This window comes from Flavobacteriaceae bacterium, from assembly GCA_003443635.1.
In the GTDB taxonomy this organism is placed as follows: Bacteria; Bacteroidota; Bacteroidia; order Flavobacteriales; family Flavobacteriaceae; genus AU392.
On record CP031964.1, the window covers coordinates 1,991,548 to 2,003,847 of the forward strand.

At 31.6% G+C, this 12,300-nt stretch carries 12 protein-coding genes; 4 read left to right on the forward strand and 8 right to left on the reverse strand.

Going from position 1 to position 12,300, the window contains the following annotated elements:
- Window positions 1-169: 169 nt before the first annotated feature.
- Genes D1817_09100 through D1817_09110 form a run of 3 tightly spaced genes read right to left on the reverse strand, consistent with a single transcriptional unit; the run spans window position 170 to window position 2,865 of the window.
- Window positions 170-1,339 (reverse strand): alpha/beta hydrolase, encoded by a 1,170-nt coding sequence (locus D1817_09100; GenBank protein ID AXT20034.1) that lies wholly within the window; start codon window positions 1,337-1,339, stop codon window positions 170-172.
- Window positions 1,302-2,192 (reverse strand): hypothetical protein, encoded by an 891-nt coding sequence (locus D1817_09105; protein AXT21256.1) that lies wholly within the window; start codon window positions 2,190-2,192, stop codon window positions 1,302-1,304. The genes D1817_09100 and D1817_09105 overlap by 38 nt, the downstream gene beginning before the upstream one ends.
- A gap of 37 nt (window positions 2,193-2,229) precedes the next feature.
- Window positions 2,230-2,865, reverse strand: a complete 636-nt coding sequence (locus D1817_09110; GenBank protein AXT20035.1) for a hypothetical protein — start codon at window positions 2,863-2,865, stop codon at window positions 2,230-2,232.
- A 183-nt stretch (window positions 2,866-3,048) separates the two neighbouring features.
- On the opposite strand from D1817_09110, the gene D1817_09115 reads away from it, so the two are divergent.
- Entirely contained in the window at window positions 3,049-4,056 is a 1,008-nt protein-coding gene (locus D1817_09115) for a GHKL domain-containing protein (protein AXT20036.1), read from the forward strand.
- Window positions 4,057-4,059: 3 nt separating this feature from the next.
- Window positions 4,060-4,755, forward strand: a complete 696-nt coding sequence (locus tag D1817_09120) for a DNA-binding response regulator (GenBank protein AXT20037.1) — start codon at window positions 4,060-4,062, stop codon at window positions 4,753-4,755.
- Window positions 4,756-4,869: 114 nt separating this feature from the next.
- Here D1817_09120 and D1817_09125 read toward each other — a convergent pair whose 3' ends face one another.
- The gene (locus tag D1817_09125) at window positions 4,870-5,307 is read right to left on the reverse strand and encodes a hypothetical protein (GenBank protein ID AXT20038.1); all 438 of its coding nucleotides are present in this window, start codon (window positions 5,305-5,307) and stop codon (window positions 4,870-4,872) included.
- A 223-nt stretch (window positions 5,308-5,530) separates the two neighbouring features.
- On the opposite strand from D1817_09125, the gene D1817_09130 reads away from it, so the two are divergent.
- Together D1817_09130 and D1817_09135 are read left to right on the forward strand one after the other, a co-directional pair.
- The gene (locus D1817_09130) at window positions 5,531-6,559 is read left to right on the forward strand and encodes a hypothetical protein (protein ID AXT20039.1); all 1,029 of its coding nucleotides are present in this window, start codon (window positions 5,531-5,533) and stop codon (window positions 6,557-6,559) included.
- Between the two features lie 3 nt (window positions 6,560-6,562).
- Window positions 6,563-7,270, forward strand: a complete 708-nt coding sequence (locus D1817_09135) for a DNA-binding response regulator (GenBank protein ID AXT20040.1) — start codon at window positions 6,563-6,565, stop codon at window positions 7,268-7,270.
- Window positions 7,271-7,300: 30 nt separating this feature from the next.
- Here D1817_09135 and D1817_09140 read toward each other — a convergent pair whose 3' ends face one another.
- The 4 genes from D1817_09140 to D1817_09155 are packed head-to-tail and all read right to left on the reverse strand — an operon-like array spanning window position 7,301 to window position 12,284.
- The gene (locus D1817_09140; protein ID AXT20041.1) at window positions 7,301-8,269 is read right to left on the reverse strand and encodes a hypothetical protein; all 969 of its coding nucleotides are present in this window, start codon (window positions 8,267-8,269) and stop codon (window positions 7,301-7,303) included.
- Between the two features lie 22 nt (window positions 8,270-8,291).
- Entirely contained in the window at window positions 8,292-10,019 is a 1,728-nt protein-coding gene (locus D1817_09145) for a DUF5050 domain-containing protein (protein AXT20042.1), read from the reverse strand.
- A gap of 40 nt (window positions 10,020-10,059) precedes the next feature.
- Window positions 10,060-11,304 carry a class A beta-lactamase-related serine hydrolase gene (locus D1817_09150; GenBank protein AXT20043.1) on the reverse strand — a complete coding sequence of 415 codons (1,245 nt, stop codon included), beginning with the start codon at window positions 11,302-11,304 and terminating at the stop codon, window positions 10,060-10,062.
- Window positions 11,305-11,333: 29 nt separating this feature from the next.
- Complete coding sequence (locus tag D1817_09155; protein ID AXT20044.1) at window positions 11,334-12,284, reverse strand: DUF5050 domain-containing protein; 951 nt, start codon at window positions 12,282-12,284, stop codon at window positions 11,334-11,336.
- Window positions 12,285-12,300 lie beyond the last annotated feature (16 nt).

Genomic DNA, 12,300 nt, shown 5'->3' on the forward strand with positions numbered 1-12,300 from the left:
CAAGCATTTAAAAACAGAGCTCCTATAAATATTAAAATAAAATATGTTTTTTTCATTTTTGGTTGTTTTAAAGTACCTAAACTATAAAAAAACTAACTCTATTTATTAAACTTTTACGTATTTACAATTTCTTTTAACCTTTAGATAGCAAAGCAAATAAATCTTTTTATTATTTGATTTTAATGACTGTTCTGGATCGGTGAGGATTTGTACTTTGTTGGCTGTAGAAACCAATGACCTCACCTTTTTCATTTCTATTAAAATGAAAATCAAAGTACCTCCCTAAAACCGCAAATTCAGATTTTCTGATTGCTTTAATTTTTTCACCCTGTAGTTCTCCTTCTCGTTTTAAACTTAATTCACCATCTTTAATTACAATCTCACGAATGTAATTACCATCTTTATAGGTCCCACAATATTCTTTTAATTCTTCTTCAGGTAACTTAATAGTTGGTCGTTTAAAAGCAAACCTCATACCTTGATTAATAGCCTCTGCTTCACCACCCAAATGCCCCATATTTTCTACTATTCGAAAATCTATAATCATATTATCATAATCGTGTTTCTTTATCTGATCAACCATCTGAGTAGCACTAGCCATATCATTGAACTCACTATTTAAATATATTACATTAGCATTTAGACTTTTATTGTTTCGGTAAAATTCTTCTTCAAGTTTATATGAATAGCGGTTATCCCACCATAAGGTGGGATTATTAATAATATAGTTATTGAATAAATCAGGTTCTGTAAAAAGTGTATAATGAGTAAATAAACCTGCAAATGACGTACCTGCTAGTGTTCTGTTTGTTTTATCTGAATGATAAAGACTGTCTATTAACGGAATTATTTCATCACTCAATACTTTCAAAAATTTTGAAGCACCACCTGAAGATTCTATTCTTTCTATTACTGTAGGTGTTAAATCTCTTGTTCTATGTAATGTTGGACTTGTTTTTGTACCGTTAGTAATTCCAACAATAATCATTTCAGGAGCAAAACCATCATCCCAGATACCATTATAGACTAACGTAGAAGCACCAAATATACGGTAACCGTCCAGTGCATAAAATACAGGGTATTTTTTCGTCGTATTATTTTTATCATAACTCTCAGGTAGATTGATATGCAATTTATATTCACTACCAGTAATCTTAGATTGAAAGTTGACAGATTCACTACCAACAACGAACAAGTCTTTTCGGTCTTTTGAAATAACTTGAGCACCTCCTAACAAAGGAAGTAGAAATGCTAAAAAAAATAAATTGATATGATTTTTGATAACTTTCATACTTAATGATTTATTCTTTTGGTCTGAGTGTTTCAATAAACTTCGCATCTACCCAATAAGATTTCCCAACCCAATACGCGGTACCATCTTCTTTAGGTTTCCATTCTCCTCTTATAAAAAATAAATATTTTCCATCTTGTGTCACCTTTGGACTACTTTCACTTAATGATGTATTTATCTTATTTCCCATGTTAATTGCTTCTCCCCATGAACCATCCTTCTGCTTAAAACTAATATAACAATCGTTATCACCATATCCTTCTTCTCTTTCAACATCCCATAATAAATAAGATTCATCTGGAGCAATAAAAGGGTGTCCAATATATTCTCCTTTATTAATAGACTCGTTTAGTTTCTGAGGAGCTTCATACTTATCATTTATAAGACGTGAATATCGGATAGAACCAGGTTTGTTGTCTTCTTGGTTATTAAAACCAAAATAATAAGTTCCTTTAGATGAAAGCGAAATACCATGAGCCTGATCTTTCAAAAATTCTCCTTGTTTTTTGCGCTCAGACCAACCCGTATCGGTTCGTTCTCGATACCACTTTTCACCATACATCATAGCACCATCTTCAGAAAAATGAGGCCATTCTATATCTGTCTCAGATTCGTTTCCCCAAATGTCATTTTCATAACGAATCACAAAAAATGTACGTTGTTTATATTTCCCGTTCGTTCTTGTGAAGTAATACTCTTTCATATCTGATGAAAACGAACCTTCTTCAAAAAGCCCTTCTGGAGAGACAATTTTAGGATCAAACAGTTCGGGAATTAAACCTGGTGGCTGTTGTCCAAAATAGCGATCTTCTATAGGTGGAAATTTAGTATGATTTCTAGTATTGCAAGCATTAAAGACTAATACTGTTGCAAGGGTCAAAATAAAATATATATTTTTCATTTTTTTAAATTTTTTAGAGTTACCCTTCTTTTCATTTTTATTTAGAAAATGAAAATTCACCCCAAGTCGACTTATCATCACCTACTCCATTTTTAGGATAAAAAATACGTCCATCACTATCATGACTAATTCCTCCAAGACCAATCATCATTTTCCATGTATTGCCAGGGAATTTTTTACGTGATATTTGCATTTGTCTATGTGTTCCTTGCGCAAATTTAGGTCCAATTCTTTTTTCAACATCCTCAAGCCCATTATAAGGCACCCAGAATCCTGCATAATCTTTAAGTTCCCACTTACCAGATACAGGTTTCCATCCATCTTCTGTTAGCATACTTTCACCCATTTGAGCAGAAAGATGAAATTTGTGTAGACGGCCTGTTTCTACATTTTCTATATAAAGATCTAAGATTGTGTAATCTTCTGATTTGCCTTTGGCTCCAAAGTAGAAGTACTCTTTATCGTGCATAAAATAAATGGAAGCTTCTCCTGGTAAATCGATCTTTGTTGCTGTATCCCATTCATCATTGCCACAATGCCCGTCCAAAAGCACTGTTTTGTTGGTTTGATTTATAGTGATGGTTTTAGGATTTTTATTATTATCCTGTTGAGCAAAGCTATTGTGTGCTAATACTATAAGTATTAGAAGTAACAACCCTATTTTGTTTTTCATGTTTATAAAATTTTTATTAAATGATGGATAAAATTATAGTATAATTCATGTTTAAAATTTTAAATGGGATGAATACTACAATTAATTGACAAAGCCATTTCGTCATTGATATATCGCTTTTATAAAAAAATTATAAAAGTTTATTTGTATAGATAGTATCTTTATTTTCTTTTAAAAAAGTTTATGATTACAAAATCTTTGAAACATACCATACTCATCAATATAGTAGCTTTTTTATTGGTAGCTATGCTCGAAATATTAAGCGGGTGGTTAATCAGAAATCAATTCGATACTAATTATTCTTTTTATTTAAAGGAATTTAATTTTGCAGTTTATATAATGGGTATCATTTGGGTTAATCATTTTATTTTAATCCCTTTTTTTTTAGATAAAAAAAAATATTTCTTATATGTACTATTGCTTGTAGGAAGCATCCTTTTAAGTTCTTATATAAAAAAAGGATATGCAAGTGGTTGGCAAGGTATCTATAAATCATTTTTCTATTTTATTTATACGACAGGAACTGGTATGGCTGCTTTCTTTTTAAAACGAAACATAATTACCCAAAGAGAAAACGCCGAGAAAGAAAAATTACAAAAAGAGATGGAATTGAATTATTTAAAAGAACAGGTAAATCCTCATTTTTTATTTAACTCATTAAACAGTATTTATTCGCTTTCTAGGCAACGATCGCTAGAAACCCCTGATGTTGTTATGCAGCTTTCAGAATTAATGCGATATCAATTAGAGAGTTCTAAAAAAGATACTGTATTATTAAAAGAAGAGTTTGAGTTTATAGAAAATTATTTATTATTAGAAGAAAAGAGGTTAAGCAACCGCTGTACTATTGAATTTTTAATTAGAGGAGATTTATTGGACCTAAGGATTTCCCCAATGCTACTCATTCCATTTGTTGAAAACGCTATTAAACATGGTGCTCAAAGCACGAATGAACAGAGTAAAATTGATATTTATGCTTCTATAAAAAATACTACCCTTTATTTTTGTGTAGAGAATTCAAAGCCTTCTATGAATTCTGAATCTAAAAGAAAAGGATTAGGTCTTGAAAACGTGAAAAGACGATTAAATCTATTATATTATAATTCTCATGTATTAGAAATTGATGATCAAGAAAAAGTATATCATGTAAACTTATCTATCGACTTAAGAGTTTCCAATATTAAAAAATAAATAATGATTAGAATAGGAATTTTAGATGATGAAATATTGGCGCGTAAAGTATTAGAAGAGTATTGTTCTAAAATTGACAATTTTAAACTCGTACTAAGCACGGGTAACCCTCTTGAGTTTATTAATTTTGCTCAGCAAAATGAAGTTGACCTCATTTTTCTAGATATAGAGATGCCTGAGTTGAATGGTATGGAAATTTTACGTTCTATGATACAACCACCTAAAGTTATTTTAACGACTGCCTATTCTGAGTATGCATTAGAAAGCTATAATTATGGTGTTGTAGATTATTTATTGAAACCCATAAAAATTGAACGTTTTTTGAAAGCCATAAACAAAGTTTCAGCTTCAATAATAACACAGGCTGAAAAGGATAGAGGAAGCAAAGAACTTCAAATAAAACACGATGGAATGCCTGTTAATATTACATTTAAATCAATTCTATACATTCAAAGTTTTGGAAATTATTTAAAAATATTTACAGATTTAAGAATGTATTTAATTTCTGAAACGCTTACTAATATTACCACAATATTATCTGATAATTTTCAACGTACACATAAATCATATATCGCCAATTTGGATAGAATTACAAAGACAACCAGGACACATTTGTTAATTGAAAATAATAAAGTCCCAGTCAGTGCTATGTATAAGGTTATTGTTTTTAAAAAACTAGAAGATTTAGCAAAATTATGAAATCGTTTTTTGACTTAATACTTTGCCAAATTTACATAAGAATTAAGGTTTTAAACAATTAAAACAAAGCCCAATGAATTATTTATTGGGCTTTGTTTTTCTACTATTTAGACATTATGGAATCACTTTAAATGACCTACAAAGAACATTAACTGTTTTACCAGTTGGAAGTTGAGCTTTAACATTACTAAATTCAAAAGTATCACCAATTTTCATTTCTTTTAATACAGATTTCATTTGTTTGTTGAGTAAATGAGATGTTCCTTTAAGAGTTTGAGCTTTTTTGTTTTTAGACTTTACTTTGAGTGTAAACTGAGTAACTAATGAACCGGATGCACAACCAGCTACTCCTAATTTATTAGTCGTACTCATTTTTTTGAGTGAAACTTCTCCCCCAAACTCTCCAGCAAATGTCAAATAAGCTCCCCCAATTTTAAAGGCCTCGTTTAAAGTGGTTTGAGTATTCGTGTTGTTTTGATCAGTTTTATTTGTAGTAAAAGAAACTAAAAATAAAGAGGCCATAAGACTAAATAATGCAATGTGTTTTTTCATAATTTTAAAGTTTAATGAAACAATATGTTTTAAAACTATTCAATTTTTATAAACGATTTTTTAATAGTAGACCAATTGTAGAATTCTGTATAGCAATGTTATTTTAAATAGATAAAATCAGTAAATAATGCTAAAAATGTTATTCCTCTACATAGAATGACTGTTTCTCTACTAAGTTTTGCGCTCCACATAATTTTATAGATATTTAAAAAAAGAATATTTAATGAATCTGATTTCAAGAATCAAGACAAGGCAATTCCTCTATCATGTTATTTTTTGGGTACTCTATATTGCTTCAGAATATGGAGCAAATCTTCCACATCTAGAAGGAATAGAGCATAGAAATATGATGCGTTCAATTTTGCTGTCACTACCGTTATTAATGCTGCCAACGTATTTTTTGATTGGTTATGCAATTCCCAAAGTATTGCGAAAGAATAGAATGTTCTTGTTTATAATTATGATAGTTATTATTGGGACGGTTATTCTCTTTGGTAGAGTAAAATGGTTAGAACTCATTAATTACTTAAATAGTGGGTATACTGTTGAAATGCCAGTAGGGAAAGTGTTGAAAAACGTCATCAGAGATTATTCTGTTATTAGCTTGATTATTTGTATTCACATTATTATAGATTGGAGGCAACAGCGTAGCATAAATGAAAAATTGATGAAAGAAAAACAATCTTTAAATGTAGAGTTATTAAAAAAACAACTGCATCCTCATTTTTTGTTTAATACTCTGAATAATATTTATAGCTTATCTTTAAAGAAATCAGATAAAACCACAGAAGGAATTTTAAAATTGTCTCATATACTGGAATATTTGGTGTATCAAACTGGAGGAAAAAAAATCGCTTTTAATGAAGAAATACAGCTGATAACCAATTATATAGAGTTAGAGAAACTTAGATACGGAAAGCATTTAAAACTAGAACTTAAAGTAGATACGTTTAGTGATACTTTAAAAACTGCTCCATTACTATTATTGCCATTTGTCGAAAATTGTTTTAAACATGGTGGAAAAAATGAAAAAGGTGTTTTTTGGATTTCCATCAGCATTCGTTCATTAGCAAATGGGATTCTATTCACTGTAAAAAATAGTAAATCAGTAAAATCTAGAAATAAATCACATAAAGGAATTGGGCTCCAAAATGTTAAACAACGATTAGATTTGCTATACAAGGGCACCTATACTTTAACAATTGAAGATAATGCATATTTTTATGAAACAAGATTAGAATTAAAAATCTAAGCAATGAAAACATATAACTGCTTTATTGTAGATGATGAACCTTTAGCTATTGAAGTTATTGAGGATCATTTGACAAAACTTCAAAATTTTGTAGTTGTGGGAAATCATACAGATTCAGTAGATGCATTTGTACAGTATAAAAATGCAAAAGTAGATTTGTTATTTATTGATATAGAAATGCCCGATTTTACGGGTTTGGAATTTATTAGATCGTTAAAGAATAGACCAGAAATCATCATTACAACTGCTTATAGAAATTTTGCTGTACAGGGGTTCGATTTAGATATTTTAGATTACTTAGTAAAGCCCATTTCTTTTGAGCGATTCATGCAATCCATTAATAAGTTTATTAATAAAAAAGGTAATCAGCATATAATAGAAAGCGTGATTGAAGAACCACAATTTATTATAGTAAGAGCAGATAGAAAAAATAAAAAAATATTTTTAGACGATATTCTATATGTTGAAGGATTGAAAGACTATGTAAAAATTGTTTTGAAAGATAAACAGGTTCTCACAAAGCAATCTATTGGTAATTTTGAAAAATACTTACCTTTTAATCGATTTTTTAGAGTTCATAAATCTTTTATTGTGGCTATTGATAAAATAACGGCTTATACATTAAACGATGTAGAAATTGAACAATTGGAAATTCCGATTGGAAGAAGTTATAAAAAAATATTTTTTGATAGGATGCAACAAAATAAATAGTAGTAAGAATTTTGTATTATTAGCTGTTGTCTATATTCTCAATAATTTCTTTTTTAACTGAATAAAATCTACCCAATAGAGTTTTGATGTCCAATACGTACTTCCATCTTCTCTTGTTTTTTTCTCACTTCTACCGAAAAACAGATATTTCCCATCTGGGGAAACGGTAGCAGCACCTTCACTTTGCTTGGTGTTTATTTTAGGACCCAAATTATAAGATTTTGTCCAAGTGCCATTATGATTAAAGCTAATGAACAAATCGTTATTATCAGGCTCAGTAGCTTTTTCAGAATCGTAAATAAGATAGCTTTCGTCTGGCGCGATGTAAGGATGAGCTATAAATCTACCGTTAGCATTGATAGCATCATCCATTTTTTCAATAGAAGTGTACTGACCATTCTGGTTTATGGCATAATAAATACCTTCATCATCAGCTCCTACTCTAGTACCAGACGTAAAATATAGATTGTTCTTTTCTGATGGTATTGCACCCATAATGTAATTATCTACAAATGGTTGGCCCATGACAATGGGGTTTCCCCAATCTCCATATTCATTTTTTTCAACGTACCATTGATGCAATCGTCTACGTGGATTTGATGTTTTGATCGTATCGGGTATAGGCCTTGTACTTCCATAATACAAACGGTTTCCATCTGAAGTAAACCGAGCATGAAAATCTAAATATTCATTACTTGAAAATGATGCTTGCTTCGGTTTTGACCATTTACCATTCTTAAATCTTATGGTATAAAGATTGGGAAGCTCTCCTTCTTTTCTATAATTAAAAACCAATTCTGTCATATCGGGATTAAATGTTATAGAACCAGGAGTATACTCTTCATTTGTAAGAATTCCTGGCGAAAAAACCAAAGGCGTATCTGTTGGAATATGATTGCTAAGTAAAGTAAGATTTGAGCGTATATTTTTTTGCCCACAAGCACTAATGCTGAGTATGGATATTAAAAATATTACCCTTTTTATATTTATAAATTTCATAAATTAATTCATTAGTTTTAGCTTATTTGTTACTTTTTTTAAAGTACCCAGGCTGCCATCCATAAGGTGTCAACTTTTTTTCATCTGAGCCATCTTTATTAATGATATAGAGACCATTATCATCTTTCCCCTCTTTTTTCCTTTCTGAATGAAATATGATTTGAGAACCATCATGAGACCAACAGGGCCTACCATCGGATCCTTCATTGAAGGTTAACCGTTTCTGATTAGATCCATCAATGTTCATTACATAAATTTCACGGTTTCCATCCCTCTTAGACATAAAAGCGATTTGCTTACCATTAGGTGAAATGTTAGGATCCCACTCTTCAGCTTCATTATCTGTTAAATGGATTATGTTATTGCCATCTATATCTGCAATACTTATTTCACTCTCTTTATCTTTGTGTTCTGAGTGAAAAAGGAGTTTGCCATCGGACGTAAAAGTAGGGCCACCACCGCTTAATGATTTTATTTGCCGTTGTTCACTACCATCGGAATTCATAACCCAGATTTCATAATGCCAAACATTTCCCGAATCTCTATAGTCTCTTCCAAAAATAATTTTTGTTCCGTCTGGTGACCATGTAGGCATATTATCCCATTTGTTTTTTGCATGAGTTAATCGTTTCACATTAGTGCCATCGCTATTCATTGTATGAATAGACCACGTTTTATTATTATCGTATTTTCCATAAAAAGCAATTCGCTTTCCATCTGGTGACCAAGCAGGATAACCATGATGCCCCTCAGTAAGTTTTATTTTTGATGTGCCTTCAATATTAGTTAAGCAAATTCCATCTGCTCCATAAGCAACTGGATATTTTGTAGCTGCAGAATTTTGCAGATCAGGATCAGGTCTTAATGTTTCAATCACCTGTGTACTCACCCAATGTCGCTTTCCTATGTAATTACGACTTCCATCTTCTTTTACTTTCCATTCTCCTCTCGTAAAAAATAGATATTTACCATCGTAGGTCACGCTTGGAGAGCTTTCTTGCATTTCTGTGTTTATCAAGTTCCCCATGTTCATTGCAGGCATCCAGGAACCATCTTTTGCTTTAAAACTGATATATATATCTGCTTGTCCATAACCATCTTCTCGTTTCACATCCCACATTAAATAGGATTCGTCTGGAGCGATGAAAGGATGTGAAATATATTCACCTTTATTGATTGACTCACTCAATTTCTGAGGAGCTTCATACGTGCCATTTATAAGGCGTGAATAACGAATAGAGCCAGATCCATTGTCTTCTTTTCTATAAAAACCAAAATAATAAGTTCCTATAGATGAACGAGAGATACCATGTGCTTGGTCTTTCAAGAATTCTCTTTGATTTTTGAGTTCGGACCAGCCCGTGTCAGTTCGTTCTCGATACCACTTTCCTCCATACATTATAGTGCCATCTTCAGAAAAAGTCGGCCATTTTATATCTGTCTCAGATTCGTTTCCCCAGCGACCATTTTCATATCGAATTACAAAAAATGTACGATTTTTATACTTTCCATTTTTTCTGGAGAAATAGTACTCTTTCATATTTGATGAAAACGACCCTCCCTCAAAAAGCCCTTCTGGAGAGACAATTTTTGGATCAAATAATTTAGGAACTACCCCAGGTGGTTTTTCTCCAAAATATCGATCTTCTAAGGCTGGAAAATCAAGCTCATTTGTTTTGTGATCTTTGATATGGCAAGCATTTAAAAATAGTGTCAATAGCAGTGCTAAAATAAAATGTGGGTTTTTCATTGTTTATTTTAATAAGGTTTATATTTCTCGTTAGATTACTTTATTCAAGATCAAACAGTCCCGATTTGGAAAGTTGTCGAGAAATGATACTAAGTTGATTCCTTTCACGATCTATATTGGCAGTTCCGAAATAAGCAATAACCAAATCTTTTGAAGGCGATATATACAATCCTTGACCTCCATGTGCTCCTTTATACAAATCACCATCTTCATACACCGCGCTCCACTGATAGTTACTATAATAGGTTTCTCTCGAAGTTCGTGACGCTTTTTTGAGATTTTCATTGACATTCCAGATTTTAGATAAGTGTGCATCAGAAATTATTGGAGATTTTCCTTTTCTACCACTAGGAGTAAATGCAAGCCCAAACCTACCCAAATCTCGTAGTGTTGATGACAAGCCATTTAAATAGGATAATGAAACACCATTTTTACTGATTCCTAAAAGCGCACTATATTCTGATCCTATCTTTTTCCATATTTCTTGTTCTAGAAAATCACGAAAAGCAAGTCCACTAATTTTTTCAACTAATAAGGTTAACATAGCAGCATCAAGGTTCGAAGGCTGGAACTTAGTTCCTGGTGGGTGAACAGATTTTTTTGCAGTAGCCAAATCTTTTAGTAGATCAAACCTTTCAAAATGATTCACCAATGTTAATGGACGATCAATTCCAGAACTCATAGAAAGTATATCGGCTATTGGAACACCTTTCCAACCAGAATCTTTAAGAATATCAAAGTAGTGATCAATGGATTTACTTGTATCAATCAAACCTCTATCTTCTAAAATAGCAATTGCAGTACTGACAAAGACTTGAGTCATTATCAAATGTGTATGCAAATCAGTTGGAAACATTCTGGGATAGCCTTCAAAAACAATTTTTCCTTTATGAATAATAATTAATCCATTCACTTCTACTTGCTGCACATAGTCGTTTAATGATAATCCGCCTCCTTTTTTTAAATCTGTTGGAACGATAAAGTTTTTTACATCATCTCTAGGTGTTTCTTCAAGAATTTTTGGTGTATCAGATCGAACGATACGTGAGTAGTTCATTATTTCGGAAGAGTTTAAATAAAAATATCTTTCCTTATCGCCATGTACAGTCCAATTACCACCTTCATAAATATGCTTGTGGAATGCATATTTCTCCTCTTTTGTAAATCCAGTATAATTATAGGTTTCATATTTGGGTTTGTTAGTATCAGTTTCCTGATGCTTAGTATGACAGGCAGTAAAAAATACTGTCAATATGAATATTGTAATTAAATGTGAATTTTTCATTATTGCTGTTTAATGTTGAGTGTTATGTATTAAGGTCTTCTATACCAAGCTACTTGCCAACCACCTTGAGAAGTAATTTTTCGTAGTGAAGAACCGTCTTTGTTTATAATATACACATTGGATTTTCCATTTCCACCCTCCCCTTTTGATTGAAAAATAATTTGAGAACCATCAGGAGACCATGACGGGCCACCACTACGAGTATTCGTCAATCTTTTTTGATTAGATCCATCAATATCCATTACATAAATTTTTCGAGTACCATCTTTATCTGATGAATAAGCGATTTGTTTACCATCAGGTGAAACCTTTGGATGCCATGCATTCGTATTATTATGTGTCAATTGAGTGATGTTTTTACCATCTATATCAGCAATGCATATTTCACTCTTCTTATCTTTAAATTCTGCAGAATAAACAATTCTTCCATCAGGGGTAAAGGAACAGTTCCCTCCTACCAATAGTTTTATTTGCTTTTCTTGACTCCCATCAGAATTCATGATCCAAATTTCATATTTTTTAATTCCTTCTGAGTTTCTATATTCTCTTGCAAAGAGAATTTTCTTACCATCTGCAGACCATGAAGGCGTGCTATCCCATTTGTCTTTAGCATACGTCAATCGCTTCCTATTGGTTCCGTCGCTATTTACTGTATGGATAGACCATGTCTTTTTTTCATCGTGATAGGAATAAAAAGCGATTTGTTTTCCATCAGGAGACCAAGCAGGATAACCATGATCGCCGTTGGTAAGTCTCACTTCTGATGTACCTTCAACATTCGTAAGACAAATACCTTTAGATCCGTATGCAATTGTATGGGAAATTGATTTTGATTTATCACTGACTTGACATAGAGCAACAGAACTATATAATATGAAGTTTAAAATAAATACGATTTTAAGATGTTCTAAATTTTGAATTTTCATTGAATGTCTTTTTATGATATTTTGTATCTTACAAAAGATGTATTTTTCTATCATGTATTCAAACAAAATT

Coding starts and splice junctions, on each gene's coding strand:
- D1817_09100 (AXT20034.1), bottom strand. CDS start 1,339: ATGCGAAGTTTATTGAAACACTCAGACCAAAAGAATAAATCATTAAGT.
- D1817_09105 (AXT21256.1), bottom strand. CDS start 2,192: ATGAAAAATATATATTTTATTTTGACCCTTGCAACAGTATTAGTCTTT.
- D1817_09110 (AXT20035.1), bottom strand. CDS start 2,865: ATGAAAAACAAAATAGGGTTGTTACTTCTAATACTTATAGTATTAGCA.
- D1817_09115 (AXT20036.1), top strand. CDS start 3,049: ATGATTACAAAATCTTTGAAACATACCATACTCATCAATATAGTAGCT.
- D1817_09120 (AXT20037.1), top strand. CDS start 4,060: ATGATTAGAATAGGAATTTTAGATGATGAAATATTGGCGCGTAAAGTA.
- D1817_09125 (AXT20038.1), bottom strand. CDS start 5,307: ATGAAAAAACACATTGCATTATTTAGTCTTATGGCCTCTTTATTTTTA.
- D1817_09130 (AXT20039.1), top strand. CDS start 5,531: ATGAATCTGATTTCAAGAATCAAGACAAGGCAATTCCTCTATCATGTT.
- D1817_09135 (AXT20040.1), top strand. CDS start 6,563: ATGAAAACATATAACTGCTTTATTGTAGATGATGAACCTTTAGCTATT.
- D1817_09140 (AXT20041.1), bottom strand. CDS start 8,269: ATGAAATTTATAAATATAAAAAGGGTAATATTTTTAATATCCATACTC.
- D1817_09145 (AXT20042.1), bottom strand. CDS start 10,019: ATGAAAAACCCACATTTTATTTTAGCACTGCTATTGACACTATTTTTA.
- D1817_09150 (AXT20043.1), bottom strand. CDS start 11,304: ATGAAAAATTCACATTTAATTACAATATTCATATTGACAGTATTTTTT.
- D1817_09155 (AXT20044.1), bottom strand. CDS start 12,284: ATGATAGAAAAATACATCTTTTGTAAGATACAAAATATCATAAAAAGA.